The sequence below is a fragment of the Kitasatospora sp. NPDC057015 genome (assembly GCF_042673745.1).
Lineage (GTDB): Bacteria > Actinomycetota > Actinomycetes > Streptomycetales > Streptomycetaceae > Kitasatospora.
In genome coordinates this window covers 1-20,707 of record NZ_JBHUSG010000027.1, presented here as the reverse complement: position 1 = coordinate 20,707, position 20,707 = coordinate 1, and the positions used below count along the sequence as shown (strand labels likewise).

The following is a 20,707-nucleotide window of genomic DNA, read 5'->3' as shown; positions in this document are numbered from 1 at the left end:
GGGAATCTTCAGCAATTGCTGAGACCGCATCGGATGGGTGATCGCGGTAGCCGGGACCCCTTCGGCCGCGTCAGCCCGAGCCGACGCGGCCGGGGCGGCGATCAGGATCCGCACCGGTCGTTAGCGCGGGTTTTCAGCGGACCCGTCCTTTCGCGGGTTCATCCCAGGGCGCCGGCAGTGGGGCTGTGAGGTACATCTGGCGCCTGTCCCTGCGGAGTTCGATCCGCCCCGTACTCAGTGTCCGACCATGAGCTGCTCCGGCTGCCTCGACGTATGTCGCGCGCAAGACGCGGCCGAAGTCGGCCCGCCGCCTGCGCGACGAGGAGATGATTCCGCTGCTCACAGCGGCCTGGGAGGACTCCGGCCGGACCTACGGTGCCTGCCGCATCATCTGCTCCGGCCACGCGGTCGCGCGATGCACGGTTGAGCGGCTAATGCGCGAGCTCAGATTGGGGGCGTCATCCGCGGCCGCCGCACCACGACCCAGGAGCCGGCCGCCCCGCGCCCGCCGGCCCCGGTCAATCGGGGGCCGACTGAATCCGCAGGTCCCGGCGCCGGTGGAATCGAGAGAAATTCCCGCGAGCGGGGGCCGACCGGTGGTGAGCCACTTGTCCGGCCGGGCGCAGGCGCTGGCGGGGCAGCGGTGCTGAGGTGCTCTCTGCGGTGGGTCTGGGCCGAGCGCTTGCGGGCGGTCCGTCCGTACTGCCCGCGCCCGGTAGCCGGGCGTTGCCCTGATCAGACCTGGATGACCTCGATGCCCTGGCTGGTGAACTGTTGGATCACGTCGGGGTCGGCGTCCTTGTCGGTCACCAGCACGGATCCGCTGTTCATCTGGCAGACCTGGGCGAAGGCCCGTCGTCCGAGCTTGCTGGAGTCCGCGACGATGACGATTCGTTCGGCACGCTCGGCGATGGCGCGATTGACGCTCGCCTCGCCCTCGTCGTGGGTGGCGGCGCCGAAGTGCGCGTCCACGGCGTTGACGCCGAGGATCGCCAGGTCCAGGGCGAGGGACTGAAGGACATAGGTCGCCAACGGGCCGGTGAGCTCATAGGAGTTGGGGCGCGCGACACCGCCGGTGACGACCACCTTGATCTGCGGGCGTACGGCGAGTTCGTTGGCGATGTTGATGGCGTTGGTGACGACGGTGAGCGACTTACCGGGGCCGGTGTCGGTGAGGTCGGCCCGGGTCGCCAGTACGCGGGCGACTTCGGAGGTGGTGGTGCCACCGTTGAGGCCGACGATCCCTCCCACGGGTACCAGGGCGGCGGCCGCCTCGGCGATGCGGTGCTTTTCGCTGGCCCGGCGCGCGGTCTTGTAGCGCAGGGGGAGGTCGTAGGAGACCGAGCTCAGGACGGCCCCACCGCGAGTCCGGGTCAGCATCTGCTGGCGCGCCAGTTCGTCCATGTCACGCCGGACCGTCGCCGTGGAGACGCCCAGTCTCTCGGACGCCTCCGCCACGGAGAGGTGGCCGTCTTCGCCGAGTACCTCCAGCAGCTGAGTCCACCGCTCGTGCGCGCCCATGATCCCTCCATCCTGTATGCGAACCGGGTGCGGACCTCGGATCCGCCGCCCGGCGTGGTGCTTGATCCTGCCCGCTTCCTACCCTATTGGTTTGGGAAGATCTGGCCTAGACCAGGGCCCTGTGTCATCCAGGAACCGTCCGTGCGTGCCCGGTGGACCCGATGCCGGACTGCGCGCTTCTGGCCACGAGTGCGGCGCCCAGGCAGGCGGCGCGTGAGCGAAGTGGGGCGGCAATCACGGCGACGGGTGCTACGCCTCCGATGAGCGTGCGCGATTCGCGCACGGACGCGGCTATTTGGCGGACGTATTCCTCGTCGCCATCGACCACGATCCGCCCTGGCCGCTGGCGTGTGATCGCCGCGTGCGGGACCACGGTCGGGTCACTCTCGCTGGCCGGCCGGCCGGGCGGGTGGCAGTCGGTAGGTAAGCTGGCACGCGTAGCGGGGCCTCCTCGTGGTGCGGGAGTCGATCAGGGTCGTGACCGCGGATGTGTGGTCAGCAGCCGCGCGGGGAGGGGCCGCGCGCTCGTCACGAGCAGAGCGTCTCCACCAGCGCCGAGGTATGCGAAGCGCTCGCAGCCGCGTTGAGACCGGAAGGCGCACCATCACCGACACCGACGTCCTGCGCCTGCTCGCCCGAGCCCGCGTTGGCCTCGGCCACATCCTCCCCGAGGAACGCCTCGCCACCGCCGCACGCTGGACCGGCAAGGGCGTCGCCGTCGCCCGCCGCCTCGACGACCAAACCCTGCACGCCCATGCCCTCCGCCACCACGGCGACGAACTGCGCAAGGCCGGCCTGCACCACGCCGCCTTGGAACGCCTCGCTCGCGCCCGCGACCTCTCCCGCACCCCGGATGACCGCGCGGCGGCCGTGATCGTGCTCGCCCGCGCCGCCGGAACAGCCAGCGCCACAACGGTATTCGACGACGCCGTCGAGGAGAGCTGACGCCTGCTGGAGACCGCCCAAACTGCGGCGCTCTTCTCCGAGTTCACCCTCCACGAAGTACGGCTGCGCGGCCTCGCCGCCACCGGCCGCGTCCCGGCTGCCGTCGAACTCCTCGAACGCGCCCCACACAGCGGACCTGCGGACCAGCCCCCAGTGGCGCATCATCTCCGCGATCACCGCGAGCCAGATCCTGCTCCGCCGAGGCGACCGGGACGCGGCCGGCAGATGCGCGTGGCCCTGCAGGGCGCCGAACTGCATCGCCTGCCGCACCAGGTCCAGCGGGTGATGCGCGCCAGCGACAGGCTGCCGGATGTCCGCGAGCAGGCCCAGAGCACCCTCGCCCGGCTCCGGGCGGACATAGCGGCCTGACCGGCAACCACCCGTCGCCGGGGTGTCTTCCCAGCGCGGCGCTGGGTGCACCGCCAGGCTGGAACGCAAGTCGGCCATCTGACCTGAGCGCGGCAGCGCGCGCCGCCGCGGGGCTTCACCGGGGTCTCGAGGCACAGTGCTCGGGATCGGTCTCTGCGGGGCATTCGGCCGGTGCTCAACGACTGAGCCTGTTCTGCCTGTTGTCGCGAGCGAGCGGCTCGGTGGCCCAGGCGGGGTCGATGGTGCTCAGGAGAGTGAGGCCGCAGAGGACCCGGACGACGGCGGCCTGGGGCTGGCTGTCGACACCCAGTTGGGTGAGCAGCGTCTTGGTGTAGGTGCGCATCGTGCCTGGGGCGATGCCCCATTCGGCGGTCAGCTCTGATGTGCTGCGGCCGGCGGACCAGCCGCGCAGAGTCTGGGACAGACGAGGCATGAGTTGGGGCTTGACGGTGAGAGCCCCGGTCGAGTGGACAGGGGCGGTGACGATCCGCTGGGCGGTGGCCCAGGCGGTGAGGTGCAGCACGGTGCTGGTGCGGGTCTTGGCGAGGAGCGTCTCGATGGCGGCGCGGACATCGTCCGCCGCCATAGCGGTGCTGGGGTCGGCGGCGATCTGGGGGTGGCGGGCGCCGGAGGCGACGAGGACGATCAGCCGGCGGTCCTGGTCGCTGAGGTAGGGCAGGGGCCTGGTGGTGGTCATCGTTCGTTCTTTCGTGGACGCGGGCGGGCGGGTCACTGCTGGCGGGGGATCGGGGAGTGGGCGGCGCCGAGATGGAACAGTAGCCGGGGCCCGAGGCGGGTGGCCGCCTGGCCGGTGCCGATGAGAAGGACGAGGTCGCCGGGGGCGGTGAGGGCGGCGATCTGCTGCTCGACGCCGGGCTCGCACGGGCCGGAACGCACCCGGTGGACTGCATCGGCTCCGAGGGCCACTCCTGCGTGGTGCTCGACGGTGTCGAGGGGGTCGGCGGCGCGCACGGAGGTCAGCGGCGTGCTGACAGGGAGCAGGACCGCGTGGTCGGCGCCCCGGAGGGCGGCTCCCAGCTCGGCGGCGTGTGCGCTGGTGCGGGCGAAGCCGTCCGGCTCCAGGGCGGCGATCACCGAGCCTTCGGTGAGCAGGCGCGCGGCGGCGACGTCCTCGGTGACCTCGTGGGGGTGCCGGGCCCGCGAGGTCACCACGGTGATCCCTTTCTGGGCGCCGACGGTGGTGAGCGAGCGCTCGACGCCGCGGAAGACGGCCAGGCGCTCGGCGACGATCTGCGGGTCCTCGCCCAGGACGAGCGCGGTGGCGATGGCGGCGCAGGCGGCCAGGGCATGGTGGCGGCCGGTGATCGGCAGGACGAACGCCTGCTGCTCGCCGCGGTATCGGAGGGTGAGGTGGTAGGCGTCGCCTGTCCAGCGGGGGACGAGGATCCGCACGTCGGCGCTCTGGTCGAGGCCGACGGTGACCAGGGCGGGGCCGCGTCGGTCGGTCAGGCGCTCGCGCAGGACTGGCACGCCTTTGTCCCAGGTCGGCAGGACGACGGTGTCTGCGGTGCGGGCGAGGCGCTCGGCGGCGTTGAGGCTCTCGACGTTGTCCAGGTGGTGGGGGGCGTTCGCGCCGGTGCTGGTGATCAGTACGACGGCGGGGCTGATCCGGTTGTCCAGGTGCGGGGCAGGGTGGCGTTGCCAGGCGCTGGGTGGCTGGGCCTCGTGGGTGGTGGTGTCGGGACAGAAGTCCACGACGAGCCGGGCCTTCCGGCCGTGTCCCGCGGAGCCTCCGTGCGCGGGGGTAATGAGGATCCAGCCCGTTGTGCCGTCATTCAGCGCCGCAGCCAGAGCGGCTGCGGCCGTCGCGGTGCTGTGGCTGCCACCGACCGTGACCACCTGCTGCCCGGGGTGCGCGGTCACGGCCGCGAGCGCGGGTGCGCGTCCGAGCATCGGCAGCCGCAGTACCCGGGCGCGGTCGAGTTCGGGGTGGGCACCGACGACTGCGCCTGACCACACCACTACCGTCCGGTCGGCGTGCACGTGTTCGGCCGCGAAGCCGACCTCGACTCTCACCCCGGCGGCCCGCAGGCCGGCCACCACCGGGCTGTCGTGCTCGGCGGGCGGCACGCTGCCGGTGACGTCGGCGCCGCGTCCGGCAAGCCACAGGGCCAGGCCCTCCATGCCGGGCACGGCGACGTCGACCAGGTGCGGGGCGGCCAGCAGCTCGGGCACGGCCGGGGCCGCCGCGGTCGCGGGAAGGGTAGTGGTGTCCATGAAGGTCTCCAACGGGGAAGCGGGACGTGAGGGGTTGGTCCGGGCCGGCAGCGTGGAGAGGGACCACCCGCTGCCGGCCCGGGGTTCATGCCTGGGCGAAACCGCGCTTCAACTCGGCGTCGGTGACGCGGGCGGCGTGGTGGTCCAGGTCCAGGCGGGCGACGGCGGCCAGGTGCGCGACGACCCGCGCGCCCAGCAGCTCGGCTGCCAGCGCGCTGGTCTCGAACGCGGTGAGGGCCTCGGCGAGCGAGCGCGGCACGGGGGCGGCAGTGGTGTCCTGGTAGGTGTCGCCGGCGCTCGCAGGGCGGGGTTTGAGACCGGCGGTGATGCCGTGCCGGATGCCGGCGAGGACGGCCGCCACGGCGAGCATTGGGTTGGCATCCGCGCCGGGCAGGCGCACCTCCAGCCGCAGGCTCCGGTCGTGGCCCACCACCCGCACCGCGCAGGACCGGTTGTCCCGGCCCCAGGTGAAGCGGGTCGGCGCGAACGAGTGCTCCACGAACCGGTGATAGCTGTTCACGTACGGCGCCCACAGCGGCGCCGTCACCGGCAGCACTTCCAGCAGGCCGGCCACCACCTGCTCGCCCACCTCCGACAGGACCGTTCCGCCGCCCTGGGCGGAGGCCAGCACCGGCCCCTCATCGGAGTGCAGCGAGACGTGCAGGTGCATGCCGCTGCCCACCCCGGTGGCAGGGGCCGCCATGAACGACGCCGCCATCCCCAGTTCGTCCGCCACCACCCTGGTCGCGTGCTTGAACAACACGTGCTGCAGACAGGCTTCCGAGGCGTCCCCGTAGGGGAAGGTGACCTCGACCTGACCCGGGGCACCTTCCAGCTTCACTGCCTCGACCGGCAGCCCGGCTCCGGCGAGTACCTGCCGCAGACGTGTGCCGAACTCGGCGACCGGCCCCGGCTGGTCGAGGGCGTAGTCGCGGTTGTCCCACGTCGCCGGCCGCAGCCTTCGCCAGCCTGCCGCCGCCGCGTCCCGGGCGGTGCCCTCGTAGAGCACGAACTCCGTCTCGACGCCGAGGGCGGCGGACAGGCCGTGGCCGGCCAGCAGGGTGAGCTGCTCGTTCAGCACCGTCACCGGCGCCAGAGGGTGCGGCCACCCGCCGAGAATCGGATCCGCCAGCACCAGCGTCGTGCCTGGCAGCCACGGCAGCACCCGGGCCCGCTGCGTGTCGGGCAGCAGCGCAATGTCACCGAAGCTGCTCTCCCACGAGAACGACCCGGTCTGCGGGGCGGCCATGCCCAGATCGGTCCCGATCACGTACCCGCACATCTCTGGGCTGATCCGGCCCGACCGGAGCCGCTTGATCAGTACTTCGGCGTCGTACGCCTTGCCCTTGAGTCTTCCCTGCACGTCGACGGCCGCGAGCAGGACGGCGTTGACGCGGTGGGCGTACACCAATTGGTCCAGCGGGCCGACGGGCTCCGCGGCCCCTGCCGTCGTCCGGCCCACGCGGGTACGGGCGGCGCGCACGGTTGCCCTCATACGATCAGCTCCTCGATCCGGGCCAGGTGCGCGTCCTGGACGATCGGGACGCTGAAGCGCGATCCGGCCATCCGCCACCACAGAGCCGATAGGGCCAGGATGACGATCAGGGTGACGGGCGCGTAGTTGAACGTCTGGGCGGTCACCGGGTAGCGCTGCGGCAGGCACACCAGCACCGTCACCACGACCACCCACACCACGGCGGCGGTCCCGACCGGGCGGCTCCACCGGCCCAGGGTCCACGGGCCGGGGACGAAGCGGTCGCCCTGCCGCAGCCGCAGGAACACCGGGACGATGTAGGACGGGGTCATACCGATCACGTTCACCGCCGTCACAGCCCCGTACGCGACTGGCGACCACAGGGAGGGCACCGCCAGGAGGAACGCCATCGACACGGCCAGCCACACCGCCGGTACCGGAACGCCGTTGGGGGAGACCCGTCGCCACGTCGTGGAGCCGGGCAGTGCGTTGTCCCGCGAGAAGGCGTAGATCATGCGGGAGGCCGCAGTGGTCTCGGCCGAGCCGCAGAACAGCTGGGCGCCGATCACGATCAGCAGCAGCGCCTTCGCGCCGGTCGTCCCGAGCGCGTCGAGGAAGATCTGCGCCGGTGGCACCGCCGCTCCGGCGGTTCCGGCGTAGTCCTGCACCGCGAACAACAGGCCGGCCAGTAGTACGAACCCTGCCAGCAGCGAGACCCAGATCGACCGGACGATGCCGCGCGGCGCAGCCATCCGCGCGTCCGTCGTCTCCTCCGACAGGTGCGCGCTCGCGTCGTAGCCGCAGAAGGTGTACCCGGCCAGCAGCAGCCCGACCGCCGACACATAGACCGGGTTCGACCAGCCGGTCTCGTTCACGAAGTGCCCGAACACGAAGGACGCGTCCTGGTGGTGGGAGGGGACGACCGCGAGCACACCGACGATCACCGCGACACCCGCCAGATGCCACCACACCGAGATGCTGTTGAGCAGGCTCACCACCCGGACACCGACGACGTTCAACAGGGCGTGCAGCAGCAGGACCGCGGCGAAGATGCCCAGAACCAGGCCAGGGGTGGGCACGACCCCCCACTGAAGCGCGGCGAACGCCGCGATGAACGAGGCCGCGCCGTAGTCGATGCCGGCGATCCCGCCCAGCAGGCCCAGCAGGTTGAGCCAGCCGGTCACCCAGCCCCAGCGGGGTCCGCCGAGGCGCTGGGACATGAAGTAGAGGCCGCCGGAGGTGGGGTAGGCGCTGGTGACCTCGGCCAGGGAGAGGCCGACGAGCAGCACGGCCAGGCCGACGCCGACCCAGCCCCACATCATCACGGCCGGGCCGCCGGTCACCAGCCCGAAGCCGAACAGCGTCATGCAGCCGGACAAGACGCTGATCACCGAGAAGGAGACGGCGAAGTTACCGAATCCGCCCATCCGGCGGGTCAGTTCGGGCTCGTACCCGAGTGATCGCAGATGGTCGTCGTCCCCGTGGACCGGGGCGGAGCGGTGGGACCGAGACATGCAGGAACCTCCGTATGGAGAGACGGCGTTGGGGCGCCCGGGCCGGTGGCCGGGCGGAAGGTGGTCAGCGGGTGGCGGCGAAGGACTGGGCGAGGGCCTGGCGGATCAGATCGTCCGGCCGGTCCGACAGCCTCATCCAGGGCTGAGACGAGACGAAGGGGTCCAGCGCCGCGAACACCTCGGCGGCTTGGCGCGGCTGGCGGGTCGCCCAGAGCCCGTGGGCGAGGTGGCTCTCGTCCACCACCGGCCACCGGCCGACACCACTGTGTCTCGCCTGCCAGTGCTCGTAGGCCCGTAGCACCGTGGAGCGGACGCCTTCGTCGTTCGTCCACTGGAGCGCGGCCCGCTCCGTACGTCCGGCACGGCGGTAGCGCTCGACGTGCAGGTAGAGCGGAAGGGCATGGAGCGGAGAGCCAGTTGGGGCGGCCGGCAGGTAGGCTGCCAGGAACTCGGTTGCCGAGCCGCCCTCGCCCCGGACCAGCAGGACACGGAGCATGCGGTGGAATGCCTCACGGTTCCAGGGATCCGCCCGCCGGGCCTGGTCGAGAAGACCCCACGGACCGGGAAGGAGCATCCGGTCGGGCGCCTCCACCCGGTGCTCGGGACGCGCCTGGGCAACGTCCAATTGGGCGAGCGCGAGCAGGCCCATCCACGGAACGGGGTCGTCGGCGACCGTGGAGGCCGCCCGCCAGCACCACGCCCGGGCCGCGCCTTCGCGGGCGGACGCATCTCGTTGGCCGGCCATGAGGGCCACCTCGACCGCGGCCCGCGCCTGAAGTGTGACCAGGCCGAAGCCTTTCGGCTCCTCTGCCGCCCAGTACTGCAGGACATCTGTGCGGGCCGCGACAGCGCCGAGCGTCTGGGTGCGCGAGGTCCACAGCGACCGGTCGCCCCACGAACCCGCCAGCAGCGTGCGGGCCGCGAGCCAACGGCCGGCGCGCAACTCCTCCACGGCCCAGCGCAGCTCGCCGTCGTGGCCGGCGGGATGCTGGACGAGCTGACCGCCGGTGCTGTACGAGGTGTCCATCGCCGGTCCTTCCCAAGGAGATGTTGGTGAGGGCAGCCGTTACACAGGAGCGGCGGCCGTAGGCCACCGGGTCGATGGCTGCTCGGGGACTGTCGCGACCGTGACAAGCGAAGTGATCGCTTCGGCCACGGACAACTGCCCGCCGCAGTAAGGTGCCTGAGAGTGTTCAGTGGCGACCATTCGAGTAGTCATATTCACAGCGAAATATGTTCTCGGGGTCGCCTGCGGGGGGCCGGTCCCTCCCGCCTGCGGAGGGGGCAGGATGAGCGGGCGACGGTGCGAGCGGTGCGGCTGCACGCTCAGCCGCTACAACGACGACGGTGCCGTGTGCGGCCCGTGCGCGCGGGCGGTTGCCGAGCCGGTCTCCCGTGCAGTGCCCGCCTGGGTATGGCGCGACGCCAAAGTGCGCGAGACCCTCGCTGAGCTGGACTTCGGCAATCTGAGCAGGCGACTGCGGGAGATCGTCCCCCTGCGCCAAGACGACCTGGCTGGGATCACCGGGCTGACCCAGGGCTACCTGTCTCGAATGGAGGCCGGGCGCGTACAGCTGACCCACATCGACAGGATCGTCGAGTTCCTCAACGCGGTCGGCGCTCCCCCCGACTTGGTGAGGCTTCCGCTTCGCGCAAATACAGAATCAACTTCCCCGGAAGCAGACGGCAGTTCACTCCAGGCCCACGAGGACGTCGCTGCGCCGTGGACGGCCCGTCGTATGGTGGCGGGACTGCACGACGCGATGCGAGGGGAGCCCGCCATGCGTCCGAACCGCCGCCAAGTCCTCGTCCTCACCGGGGCCGCGCTGTCCGCGTACGTCCACCAGTGGGGCATTGCCGACGCGGAGCCCCTTGAACGTGCACTCGAAGGAGCTCGGGTGACCCCGGGCCTGGTCGGGAGCTTGCAGGGGACCATCGACAGCCTCCGCACCATGGACGCGAGTTCGGGCAGCGGACTGGTCGCCGGCCTGGCGAGGGCCCATCTCGTTCTCCTCTACGAGACACTGAAGTCGGCCAGCTACGACGAGAAGACCGGACGACGTCTGGCCGGGATCGCCGCCGACACCGCGACCCAGCTCGGATGGTTCCACTTCGACGCCGGCCGCCACGCACAGGCACAGCGTGCCCTGCTGGCGGCCCTCCGTGCCGCCCACGCCTCGGGCGACCCCCGCTACGGTGCAGGCGCTCTGTCTTACCTGGCGATCCAGAGCTACTCGGTCGGCAGCCCCCGCGATGCCGTGACCGCTATGCAGGCCGCGCGCGAGAAGACTCGCACGGTGGGCTCCCCTGTCCTGGAAGCCATGTTGCTGACCCGTCAGGCCCGCGGGCATGCCAAGCTCGGTGAGAACCAGGCATGCCTGCGCGCGCTCGGCCGAGCGGCGGACCTCGCCTCGCACGACCCGTCCGAACAGGACCCCGGCTGGCTCTACTGGATGAACCGAGGAGAGATCCTCGGCCAGACCGCGAGCTGCCACCTCGAACTCGGCGAACACCACCTCGCAGCCCAGTATTTCGAACAGGCCGCCTCCACCCTGAACCCCACTGATCTGCGGACCAGGGCCCTGTTCGCCTCCCGGGCCGCCTCCGCCCACCTGCTTGCCGGGGACCGCGACGGTGGGCTCGCCGCAGCCGACTCCGCACTCACTCTGGCAGCGAACGTCCGATCGGCCCGCCTCACCGACCACCTCGAAGATGTGGTGGCGCACGTACGGGCGATCCCGGGCCCGCGGTCGAGCGAGCTGATAGAACGATCACGACAAGTGATGGCGGCCAAGGAGCTCCGACCGTGACCAGCACCGCGCTCGTCCTGTGGGACGTCGACCGAACCCTGCTGTACGTGGGTGACACGGACCGCGCCGTCTACCGCGAGGCGTTCCGCGACGTCGTAGGCCGCGAGGCAACGAAGCTCCCCGAACGCGGAACCGGCCGCACCATGCCGCTGGCGGTCCGGGAACTGCTCACGGCCAACGACGTGGACCAGCACGACATCGAGCCGCTGGCGGAGCGGATCGTCGGGCTCCTGCCGACGCTCCTCGCTGAACGGTCCGAGCAACTGCACACCACCGGACAGCTCATGCCGGGGGCTGTGGCAGCTCTCGGAGCGGTCCACGCCCATCCGGCCCTCATCCCGACCGTGGTGACCGGCAACCTCCAGCAGAGCGCGGCCATCAAGCTCGGCGCCTTCGGCCTTGAGCGGTATGTGGATCTCAGCGTCGGAGGCTACGCCTCCGACGACCCCTATCGGCCGGCCCTGGTCGGCATCGCCCAACGCCGCGCCGCCGATCGCTACGACGCTGCCTTCGACCCCGCGAACACGGTGATCATCGGAGACTCGCTGGAGGACGTGCGAACCGGGGCCGAGGGCGGCGCCATGGTGATCGCCATCGCCTCAGGTACCACGTCCGGGCAGCAGTTGGCCGCAGCCGGCGCTGACCGGGTACTCGACGATCTGCAGGACCTCGGCGCACTCCTTGAGGCCGTCACGGAACTGACCGGCGGTGGCCGTCCCATCGACCCCAGGTTTCCTGCCTGAGCCCACCCGGCCCGGCGGCAACGCTGCTACGGTCACCGGCATGGCGCTCTCAGTAACCAGGGAACGGGATGTTGACCTTCGTGTCGAGTCGGTCGAGGGGGGGGGGGGGGGGCTCAGCCGCGTCGAGCAGGGCCTGGAGGTCGAGTTCGACAGGGCGACGGTGGTAAGGAAGCGTCGTTCGGTGGGAGCGCGAACGGACCGGGGAACCTGGGTACGCATCGAGCGTCGCCAACTGTCGAGGCTGCGGGAGCACGGATGGGACGGGACCGAGTGCGCGGAGGCTCTGACCGATATCGCCAAGCCGCAGTGGCTGAAGTCGGTGGCCTGGAAGGATCTCACCGACGGAGCGATGTGGCGGGCCGATGAGACGACCCTGCTACCGGGGCATCCGGTGGGGACCGCCGTCCTTGCCACAGGTCCGCAGCTTCCGGAGGAATGGTGGCGTGACCTGAACGCCTCGCTGGACGCCCTCGCCGGACAGCGGACGGCACGGATCGCGACACCGGACACGGAACTGATCACGCAGGCTCTCGTCAACCGTACGATCCAGGCGGCGTTCCCCGCGCGGGCCGATACGGCGATCCGGACGTGGGTGCCCGCGCACGCCGATCTGAACTGGGCGAACACCACGGGCCCCCAGTTCTGCCTGTTCGACTGGGAGGACTGGGGGAACGCGCCGCAGGGCTTGGACTCCGCCTCCCTGCTGGGCGCTTCCCTTGCCGTCCCGGCGCTCGCCGACCGAGTGCGGCGGGAGCGGCACCGGGATCTGGAGAGCCGGGACGGCAAGGTGATGACGCTGTTCGTCTTCGCGAAGTTTGCCGGGCCCAACGCCCACCCGGGCGATCCCCGGGTCAGCGTCGCACGGCAGGAAGCCGCACAGCTCATCCAGGAACTTCAGGCCGCGTGACGCCTGCTGCGCGACCGTAGGAGCTGCCGGTACTGCACCAGCTTCTCTTCGTCGACCTCGTGCCCCAGGCAGTCGGCCAGTTGGCTCTGGTGCTCGGGATCGTCTGCTCCCACCGCCACTGCGGAGACCCCTGGCAGCAGGTAGGACACCCGGAACGCCGCCTGGGCCCGGGACAGGCCGCTGCCGGCATCGCGGAGGAAGAGGCGCGGGTCGAATGCCGACCAGATCCGGTCGGTGGCGCTGCCGCCGAAGGGGCTCATTCCCCACAGGGCTGGCGGCAGCAGACCCCACTGGGAGGCGACCGCCTCCGCTGCGTCCAGGGCGCGTGGGTGGACGAGAAGCCCGGCGCGCAGCATCAGCACGTCCGGGGTCGGCGCCGCGCGGTCGATGAGGCCCACCAAAGGCTGCGGGTTCCAGGACGAGACGCCCCAGGCTCCGCAGAGGCCGGAAGCCGCGGCTTCAGCGAGGGCCGTGCAGGCAGCAGCGAGTCGTTTCTCCGGGCGACCGGGCCCCTCCGCCTGAGCGGAGGCTTCCGGATTGTGTAGAAAGGCGAAATCGGGAGGCCGGCCGAGATCCCGGTTGGTCTGCTCCAAGGCCGCCCGGAGACGGTCAGGGTCAAGGGAGTGTTCGGCCCCTCCGGGCACGGGGAAGTACCCGACCTTGGTGGACACCGCGAAGCGCGGCAGCAGGTCGCCGCCCACGGTGGTCAGCGTGGTGTGGGAGGTGAAGCCCCGGTAGTTGAAGCTGGTGTCCAGGGATGTGATCCCCAGGTCCAGGGCCGAAGTCAGGGTGCGGCGCTGGTGACGAGACCGGTGTAGCCCGAGGACAATTCGGCGGTCAGCGGGGCGCACAGGCCCTCCTTCACGAGGATCTCGGCGAGTTCGGACACCTCGGCGCCCACCACGGCCGCAGCAGAGGACAGTACGACCGGCCGGCCGCTCAGCAGCAGAGTGAGGGAGGGCAGCGCCTTCCCCGCGAAGGTGAGTCTCCTGCCCGACGCGAGCACCTCGACCGTCGCGCCGATCTGCCGGACCCTGGGCCGGAAGTGGGTTGTGCACACGACGGCGTCGAGCGGCCCGAAGATCTCCAGGAACGGAACCTGCCGCGCGGGGGCGACCGCCTGTTCATAGGAGGCCAGGAAGTCGGCCGGAGACTGTTCCTCGACCAGTCGCCGGGCCGCCGCTACGAGCTGCTCGGTGCCGGGTCCGCCCGCACGGTCCAGGTCGAGGCGGAAGACCTCCTCGGTGCGGCACCAGTCGCCCAGCCAGGCGAGCCAACTGGCCCCGGTACGTTTGGTGATGCCGAACGTCACGTGCAGGCTGCTGCCGGAGCCGCTGCCGTTGCGAGTCGCCTGGTGCCAGTGGCCGCGTGGTATGTGCATCACGTCGCCGGGCCGCATCACACCCGACCAGAGCACGTCGTCGCTGGGCGTGGCATTGGGGTCTGCATCGCGGTACATCGGCGCGGTCCGGGACGTGCCGCGTACCTCCCACTCCTTCTCACCCGCCAGCTGAAGGATCACAACCTCGTGATCGTCCCAGTGAAGAGGAAACCCTGATGCCTCGTTCGTCGTGAGGTAGACGTTGACCTGGACCCGCTCCCGGGCCCACCACTGCAGCGCTCGGCAGGCTACCTCCATCGTCGGGTCGAAGGCGTTCGCCTGATCGAGGATGACGGTGGCGCCATCAGCGAGCAGCGCCCCGAGACTGTCCATGTTGACCATCGAGATGCTCTGGCCCCGAGGACTGACGCTGTCCGTGAAGTAGACCGCGGGGTGCACCTCGACACCCTTCTGGAACACCCGGAACTGCGGGCGGTTCAAGCTCCTCCGCATCACGAGATCGAGCAGGCGATTGGGGGTCAGCAGACGCGAGAGAACCTCCAGGTCGGCGGTACGGCCGCGGGAGAAGGAACCGCCGAGGCGTTCCGCCCCGTTCCATCCGAGGGCCGTCTCGATGCTGCTGATCAATCGGTGTTGAAATGCATCCTCCTGAGTCAGATCGACTGGGGCGTACAGAGCGCGGCGAGGGCCCGCCCGATCTCGGCGGACCCTCGCTGAACGGGTGCTACTCCGTGTCGTGCAGGTTGCCGTCGCCTCCCGGCCATGGCGCATCACCGGAACTGCCCGCGTTGTCGGACCGAAGACTGTCATAGCGATCCTGAACAGCGGTCAGTTCCTCGACGGCGATAAACAAGCCACTGCTGGTTTCCTGTTCAGCCATTCCTGTGCTCCTCTCACTCCACGTTCCCCGCCGGGATGCCGGCGGGAAGCACTGACGGGCGGCGGGGTGTGCCGAAGCTGGTGGCGCATCTCACAACCCGCTATTGATCCAGTCATGACATTCGAATGGCGCGAGGAGGCCAGCATCACCCTGCATTGCCCGGTAACCCATCATCACCAAGGAGTTGCCGAACGTCATATTTCTCCACGAATACGGCTGCCCGCGGAGTTGTGGTCGAGGTACTGGCTTGCTGATGACCAGGAGCACAGCTGCCTTCTGCCTGCCTTCGTCGCAGCAGCCCGGACTACGATCCTCGGCGCCATGCTGTTGTCGCGATTCTGAGGAGGTTCCCGGACTGACATCGAGAGCCAACCCCGGTCTCGGTCAGGCGGACCTCGAAAGGAGGTGCCCGGCGGCCTTGCCGTTGTCGTCGCGTCGCATCGCGGTCATGTTGAGGTCGGCAAGCCGGGGATGGGGTGTGACGTCGAGCTCTTCGACGGGGTGGAGGAGACCGCGCTCGCAGCGTTCGGCGACCCAGACGGAGACACCAGCCCGCGGGTAGGCGGGGTTGATGCCGATCTCGCCCTTCGGGATCGTCCCGTTGAACGGGACAGCGATGCCCTGGTCGTTCCAGTAGGTCCAGGCTTCGAGGGCTTTCGCCTGTTCGAACGAGAGGTAGAGCTGGGGTACCGGTCGATGACCCGCAGCTCCCGGAACAGCAACTGCCCGAGCAGCCCTGGTGCGGCGGTGGCGAGTTCTTCGAAGCTCCGCTGCTGGAAGGAGAACGTGGCCGCGTCCTGGGACGGATGGAGGGCGATGCCGGCAAACAGGTGGGCGAGGCGGGCTCGGGCGTAGCGGGCCGCGCCGGGTGCAAGGGTCGGGTCTACCTGTTCGACGAGCTCAACCAGCCGGTCATGGCGGGGGTTGAAGCGGGAGAGGTCGAAGAGTCGGTCCATCCCCTCGACCGCGGAGTGGGCGAGCTGCTTGTAGAGGCGGTTGTTCAGCTCGCCGGCCTCCGCGCACCGCTTCGTCTCGGTGGTGGAGCTGTGGAGCATCAGGTACTCGGAGAGCACCTCGAAGTACAGGTAGCCCAGGAACGGGAACTGCGGCACGGCGGCCGAGAGCCGGTCCACAAACTCGGCCTCCGGGGTGCGCAGGCCGCAGGCGTTGGCGAGCAGCAGGTCCAGGAACGGGCCGGTCGCCCGAATGCGGGCCAGCGCGGCGTGGCGCAGCTGTTCGTCCTCGGTGGGCGTGAGGAAGTTGCGGTGGGTGAGGTAGGTGCGCAGGTGGACGGCGCCGAGGCGGAGGTAGTCGATGCCCTTGGGTGGGACGGGGCGGTCGGGGGTGACCTCCAGGACCAGGGTGCGGGTGTGCCTCTTGGTGTCCAGGAGGTAGGTGCCGAGGTTGTGGGGGCGCAGGCCGCCGCCGGGCTCCGGGGTGAGCGGGGCGCAGTAGAGGGCGGCGACCAGGCAGCCGGAGGAGGCGAGGAGGTGTCCGCTGGTGCGGATGGCGTCCAGGGCGACGGTGGTGTGCATCAGGTGGACGGGGTGGCCGGCGGCCAGGGCCTGGACCATGGCGTTGCCGCGCAGTAGCCACCCGTTGGGGGCCCGGTCGAGGCGCTGCTGCCACGCGCTCTCGCTCTCGGCCAGCCCGGCCGGAACGGGGCGATCTTTGCTGGCCGAGTGGTCGGAGTAGTCGGTGTGGGCGTTGTCCCAGTCGGCGTGCACGGGGTGGTCTCCTTGGTCAGCCGGTGATCAGGCGTTGGCGGGCGTGGTCGAGGGCTTCGAGTTGGGTGGCACCGTCGAGGCGGGCCTGCTCGGAGTGGACGGCCAGGTCGAAGGCGAGTGGGTACAGCCAGGGCGGCACGTCGACGCGCAGCTGAGAGGCGTCGGGCCACCAGCGGGTGAGGGGGAGGCGGTAGCGGTCGAGGCAGTCCGCGGCCTTGAGCAGGTCCACCAGCGGGCGGGCGCGCTGGTAGGCGTCCGTCTGCGCGGGGGTGAACGCGCTGTGCGCGACGTCGTGCAGGGCGACGGCAGTGGCCACCGGCTCAAGTAGGTCGGTGGGCAGGTCGGACTCGAGATGTTCGGTCACGGTGGAGTGGTGGCGCGTGAGCCAGTCGGCGGCACGCTTGCCGTGGCCGTTGTCGGCCCGGTCGTTTCGGCGCTGGCAGTCGTGGACGGCCGCGCCGACGGCCAGTGCCGTGGTCCGGCGGTCGTCGAGCCGGTGTTCCCGGGCGAGCAGGTGCACCAGCAGGGAGACCCGGGCGCCGTGGCGGATGCCGTGGATCGAATCGGGTGCCTCGAGCCGGGCGAACCAGGCGGCGTCCGGTACCAGCATCGGCAGCGGGTGTGGCAGGGTAGGCGCGGCAGCCGCAGTGGGTCGGTTTCCGGCGATCCTGGCCAGTGTGTCCTGGTCCATGAACTGATGTGCCGGAAGGCGGCCTCGCGCGGCCAGCTCCCACAGTGGCGCCGAGTGCGGCCCCGGTGGTCGTCGGGTCATGGTGGGTTCCTCGGAGGGAAGAGTTCGGTGGGCGTGAAGCTGGGCGTAGCGATCCTGACGATGGGCACCAGGCCCAAGGAGCTGGCGGCACTGTTGGCCTCGGTGGACGCGCAGTCCGTCAAGGCCGTGAGGACCGTTGTGGTGGTGCAGGGCTGCGAGCCACCGCAGCTGCCGCCGTGGGTGCAGACAGTGGTGCTGGCGGAGAACCTCGGGGTAACCGGCGGGCGCAATGTCGCGCTGGAGCACCTGCGGGACGTGGACGTGGTGGTGGACCTGGACGACGACGGCCTGCTGGTCGAAACCGATGTGTTCGCCCGGCTCGCCGACCTGTTCGGGGCCGACCCGCGGCTCGGCGTCGTGGGTTTCCGGATCGCTGACGAGACCGGGGTGACCCAGCGCCGGCACGTGCCCCGGTTGCGTGCCGGTGACCCGATGCGCGGTGGCGAGGCGACCGGCTTCCTCGGCGGCGGCCACGGCCTGTCCACCCGGATGCTGGAGCAGGTCGGACCGTGGCCGGACGCCTTCTTCTTCGCGCACGAGGAGAGTGACATGACCTGGCGCGCGATCGACGCCGGCTGGCGCGTCCTGTACGCCCCGGAGCTGTTGCTCCAGCACCCGCGCACGTCCCCGACCCGGCACTCGTTCTTCTATCGGGTCAACGCCCGCAACCGTGTCTACCTGGCCCGCCGGAATCTTCCGGCGCTGCTGGTACCGCTTTACCTCGGGGTGTGGATCGCGCTCACTCTCGCCCGCACCCGCGACGTAGCGGGGCTGAAGGCGTGGTTTGCCGGGTTTGCCGAGGGCTGGCGGACGCCGTGCGGGCGGCGCAAGCCGATGCGCTGGCGCACGGTGTGGACGTTGACCCGGCTCGGCCGGCCCCCGATCATTTAGGCCGCGGCCAGCCCCTCGCGCAGCCACTGCGGGATCGCGTCCGGTGTCTTCTCCAGCCAGGCGACGTACCGGGCGACGCCCTCCTCGATGGTGATGCCCGGGCGCCAGCCGAGTACCCGCTCCATCCGCTCGACGGAGGCGTAGCCACCCTCCGGGTCGCCGGGCGGCATGGGTGAATCGACGAGCTGGGCGCCGGGGTGGTGCGCCTGCACCAGCTCGGCGATGGTTCGGATGCTGGTGGGCGATCCGGTGCCGATGTTGACCGTCTCGTTGTGCGCGCCGGGCGCGATCAGGGTGCGCAGGGTGCCAGTGGCGATGTCGTCGACGTGGACCATGTCGCGGATCTGGTGGCCCCCGCCGTTGAGATGCAGCGGCAGGCCTAGGGCGGCCCGCATCGCGAACCAGGCCACCACCCAGGAGTGCGAGTTTTCCTTGATGATCTGTGGCGCGCCGTAGACCGAGAAGTACCGCACCACGGCGTACGAGGTCCCGGCCGCGCCGAGGACGGTGGCGCTCTGGTACTCGCCCCACGCCTTGGTGTTGCCGTAGACGGAGACGGGCTGAAGCACGGCGCTCTCCGCGAACTCGGCGGGCGCCCGTTCGCGCACTGGCCGTAGCGAGGCCTTGGGGCCGTTGCCGTAGACGCTCGCGGAGGAGACGAACACCATCCGGCGTACGTCCGGCGAGGCGGCGACCGCGTCGATGACGCACTGGGTGCCGGTGATGTTGGTGTTGATCGCGTCCAGCGGTCGCCGGGTGCAGGCGGCGACATCCGCCAGCGCGGCGGCATGGATGACATAGTCGCACCCGCGGACCGCCTTCTCCATCAGGCCGGGCTCTGCGATGTCGCCGACGATGAAGTCCGGGTCGCCGGGTACGATGCCGAAGCGCCGGCGGTAGACCTCCTGCGGGTACGTGTCGAGCTTGCACACCGACACCGGCCGAGCACCGAGCAGGCGAAGCTGTGCGGTGATGCGGCTGCCGATGAGACCACCGGCACCGGTGACCAGCACCGTCCTACCGGAGAGCTGTTCAAGGGACACGGGAAACTCCTGAGCGGTGGGTGACGGCACAGCCCGCCGAGCGCGATCAGCTGCCCGGGCCCGCCGGCAGCCGTCGCTCGGACGGTGCTCTTCGAGGGGCCGTGGTGGTGACCGGATACGGGCTGTCTGGGCGCCGCTCTTGTTCCGAACGGACTGGAAACGGTCGGCGCATGTCGAGTACAGCCCAACTGCCAAGTGATCAGAAGGCTTTGTCTGTAGTCCCGGGGTGGTCCCAGCGGTCGTTCGGTAGGCTCGCGGGAACCGTCGATGATGGGATTCACCCCGTGGACGACACGATCCGGCACCCCCTTGCCTACGCCCGCGCTCTACGAGGCTGGTCCCAGAGCGACCTCGCAGCCCGACTGCACCGGGCCGCCCAAGCCCAACCTGAAAGCCTGCGCTCGGGAGCCGACAAGGCCGCCGTCAGCAAGTGGGAACGCTCGCGCAAGGAACCGAACGACGAGTCCCAGCTGCTCATTGCCGAGGCGTTCGGCGTATCGCCCGAGGACCTGGCGACGTACGACTGGCCGTACTGGCTGCCCGGGCAGGACCAACCGGTGCCGCTCGGAGCCGGTTCCACCATTCACGCCCTGCGAACCGCACAGAGAGCCGCCATGGACCCCCGACGCCGTACCTTCATGACGTTCAGTGCCCTCGCGCTGGCCGGCCTATCCGCCCAGTGGAGCGCCCTTGAACCCGGCCGCCTGGCAACCGCCCTGAACGGTAGCCCGGTTGACAACGAGTTGATCGACTGGCTACAGGACTCGAGTACCAAGCTCGCCGCCCTGCCAGCCCGGCAACGCGAGCACACTGCCAAGCTGATGGACGCCCAGCTCGGTACTGTCACAGACCTGCTGGAACACGGCTCCTACAGCGAAGCCACCGGCCGAAGGCTTCACCAGCTCGCCGCAACCCTTGCGAGCACCTGTGGCTGGCACCGCTTCGACGAGGGACACCACTACGCCGCCGGCAAGCTTTGGAACGCGGCCCTCACCAATGCCCACGCCGCCCGTGACCGCGACCTCGGCGCTGGCATCCTCTCCGACTTCGCCTACCAGTCCATCTGGCTCGCCCACCCCGACGCCGCCCTCGCGCCACTCAGCCAGGCACTCATCCACACCAGCCACCCCACCGCCCGCGCCCAGCTCCACCTGCGCCGCGCACGCGCCCACGCCGCCCTCGGCCGCGCCTCCGACTGCCACCAGGACCTGACCGCCTCTGAGGCTGCCCTGATGACCGACAGTCCCCACCCGTCACCCACCTGGGCCAAGTGGATGAGTACCGCCGACCTGGCCGTCGACTCCGGCCAGTGCCTCCTCGACCTCGGCCACACCCGTGCCGCCCTCGCCCGTATCGACGAAGGCATCACCCTCCTGCCGGCCACTCGCGACAAGACGCGCGGCATCTTCCTCACCTACGAGGCCCGCAGCCTGCTTAGACCGTGTCCTACGTGGTGGTGGTCTCGTTGTATGGGTCATGGGGAGTGCTGAGTGGGGATGGATCGTTCCTGATGGATTGTGGGAAGTGGTCG

Annotated in this window: 19 protein-coding genes; 6 read left to right on the top strand and 13 right to left on the bottom strand. The window is 70.4% G+C overall.

The window, feature by feature from the left end; translation table 11 throughout:
- The first annotated feature begins 28 nt into the window (after window positions 1–28).
- Window positions 29–124 (top strand): hypothetical protein, encoded by a 96-nt coding sequence (locus ACFTWP_RS23695; RefSeq protein WP_380266777.1) that lies wholly within the window; start codon window positions 29–31, stop codon window positions 122–124.
- Window positions 125–735: 611 nt separating this feature from the next.
- On the opposite strand, the gene ACFTWP_RS23690 is transcribed toward ACFTWP_RS23695, so the two are convergent.
- The 7 genes from ACFTWP_RS23690 to ACFTWP_RS23660 form a co-directional block, all read right to left on the bottom strand.
- Window positions 736–1,521, bottom strand: coding sequence for a DeoR/GlpR family DNA-binding transcription regulator (locus tag ACFTWP_RS23690; protein ID WP_380266692.1), 786 nt, complete (start codon window positions 1,519–1,521; stop codon window positions 736–738).
- A gap of 528 nt (window positions 1,522–2,049) precedes the next feature.
- The gene (locus ACFTWP_RS23685; protein ID WP_380266691.1) at window positions 2,050–2,904 is read right to left on the bottom strand and encodes a hypothetical protein; all 855 of its coding nucleotides are present in this window, start codon (window positions 2,902–2,904) and stop codon (window positions 2,050–2,052) included.
- Between the two features lie 106 nt (window positions 2,905–3,010).
- Window positions 3,011–3,532: a hypothetical protein gene (locus tag ACFTWP_RS23680; protein WP_380266690.1), complete on the bottom strand. Its 522-nt coding sequence runs from the start codon at window positions 3,530–3,532 to the stop codon at window positions 3,011–3,013.
- Window positions 3,533–3,564: 32 nt separating this feature from the next.
- Window positions 3,565–5,073, bottom strand: coding sequence for a Mur ligase domain-containing protein (locus ACFTWP_RS23675; RefSeq protein WP_380266689.1), 1,509 nt, complete (start codon window positions 5,071–5,073; stop codon window positions 3,565–3,567).
- An 85-nt stretch (window positions 5,074–5,158) separates the two neighbouring features.
- The gene (locus tag ACFTWP_RS23670; protein ID WP_380266688.1) at window positions 5,159–6,568 is read right to left on the bottom strand and encodes a glutamine synthetase family protein; all 1,410 of its coding nucleotides are present in this window, start codon (window positions 6,566–6,568) and stop codon (window positions 5,159–5,161) included.
- Entirely contained in the window at window positions 6,565–8,061 is a 1,497-nt protein-coding gene (locus ACFTWP_RS23665) for an amino acid permease (RefSeq protein ID WP_380266687.1), read from the bottom strand. Before ACFTWP_RS23665 ends, ACFTWP_RS23670 begins: the two co-directional genes overlap by 4 nt.
- A gap of 64 nt (window positions 8,062–8,125) precedes the next feature.
- Window positions 8,126–9,088, bottom strand: coding sequence for a hypothetical protein (locus ACFTWP_RS23660; protein WP_380266685.1), 963 nt, complete (start codon window positions 9,086–9,088; stop codon window positions 8,126–8,128).
- 262 nt (window positions 9,089–9,350) lie between these two features.
- On the opposite strand from ACFTWP_RS23660, the gene ACFTWP_RS23655 reads away from it, so the two are divergent.
- Genes ACFTWP_RS23655 through ACFTWP_RS23645 form a run of 3 tightly spaced genes read left to right on the top strand, consistent with a single transcriptional unit; the run spans window position 9,351 to window position 12,521 of the window.
- Window positions 9,351–10,871, top strand: coding sequence for a helix-turn-helix domain-containing protein (locus ACFTWP_RS23655; protein WP_380266684.1), 1,521 nt, complete (start codon window positions 9,351–9,353; stop codon window positions 10,869–10,871).
- Window positions 10,868–11,614 (top strand): HAD family hydrolase, encoded by a 747-nt coding sequence (locus ACFTWP_RS23650; protein ID WP_380266683.1) that lies wholly within the window; start codon window positions 10,868–10,870, stop codon window positions 11,612–11,614. The genes ACFTWP_RS23655 and ACFTWP_RS23650 overlap by 4 nt, the downstream gene beginning before the upstream one ends.
- Window positions 11,615–11,654: 40 nt before the next feature.
- On the top strand, window positions 11,655–12,521 hold the full coding sequence (locus tag ACFTWP_RS23645) for a hypothetical protein (protein ID WP_380266682.1): 867 nt from the start codon (window positions 11,655–11,657) through the stop codon (window positions 12,519–12,521).
- Here ACFTWP_RS23645 and ACFTWP_RS23640 read toward each other — a convergent pair.
- From ACFTWP_RS23640 to ACFTWP_RS23620, 5 genes are all read right to left on the bottom strand, one after another.
- Entirely contained in the window at window positions 12,509–13,372 is an 864-nt protein-coding gene (locus ACFTWP_RS23640) for an aldo/keto reductase (RefSeq protein WP_380266681.1), read from the bottom strand. The genes ACFTWP_RS23645 and ACFTWP_RS23640 overlap by 13 nt on opposite strands.
- Window positions 13,306–14,520, bottom strand: coding sequence for a JmjC domain-containing protein (locus ACFTWP_RS23635; protein ID WP_380266776.1), 1,215 nt, complete (start codon window positions 14,518–14,520; stop codon window positions 13,306–13,308). Before ACFTWP_RS23635 ends, ACFTWP_RS23640 begins: the two co-directional genes overlap by 67 nt.
- Before the next feature lie 67 nt (window positions 14,521–14,587).
- Window positions 14,588–14,743 carry a hypothetical protein gene (locus ACFTWP_RS23630; RefSeq protein WP_380266680.1) on the bottom strand — a complete coding sequence of 52 codons (156 nt, stop codon included), beginning with the start codon at window positions 14,741–14,743 and terminating at the stop codon, window positions 14,588–14,590.
- A 446-nt stretch (window positions 14,744–15,189) separates the two neighbouring features.
- Window positions 15,190–16,470 carry a hypothetical protein gene (locus ACFTWP_RS23625; protein ID WP_380266679.1) on the bottom strand — a complete coding sequence of 427 codons (1,281 nt, stop codon included), beginning with the start codon at window positions 16,468–16,470 and terminating at the stop codon, window positions 15,190–15,192.
- A gap of 16 nt (window positions 16,471–16,486) precedes the next feature.
- Window positions 16,487–17,161: a hypothetical protein gene (locus tag ACFTWP_RS23620; protein WP_380266678.1), complete on the bottom strand. Its 675-nt coding sequence runs from the start codon at window positions 17,159–17,161 to the stop codon at window positions 16,487–16,489.
- A 141-nt stretch (window positions 17,162–17,302) separates the two neighbouring features.
- Between ACFTWP_RS23620 and ACFTWP_RS23615 the strand changes: the two genes are divergently transcribed.
- Complete coding sequence (locus ACFTWP_RS23615) at window positions 17,303–18,133, top strand: glycosyltransferase (protein WP_380266775.1); 831 nt, start codon at window positions 17,303–17,305, stop codon at window positions 18,131–18,133.
- Here ACFTWP_RS23615 and ACFTWP_RS23610 read toward each other — a convergent pair.
- Window positions 18,130–19,176 carry an NAD-dependent epimerase/dehydratase family protein gene (locus ACFTWP_RS23610; RefSeq protein WP_380266676.1) on the bottom strand — a complete coding sequence of 349 codons (1,047 nt, stop codon included), beginning with the start codon at window positions 19,174–19,176 and terminating at the stop codon, window positions 18,130–18,132. The genes ACFTWP_RS23615 and ACFTWP_RS23610 overlap by 4 nt on opposite strands.
- Window positions 19,177–19,460: 284 nt before the next feature.
- Here ACFTWP_RS23610 and ACFTWP_RS23605 point away from each other — a divergent pair, with 284 nt between their 5' ends.
- Window positions 19,461–20,666, top strand: a complete 1,206-nt coding sequence (locus tag ACFTWP_RS23605) for a helix-turn-helix transcriptional regulator (protein WP_380266674.1) — start codon at window positions 19,461–19,463, stop codon at window positions 20,664–20,666.
- Window positions 20,667–20,707: the final 41 nt, after the last annotated feature.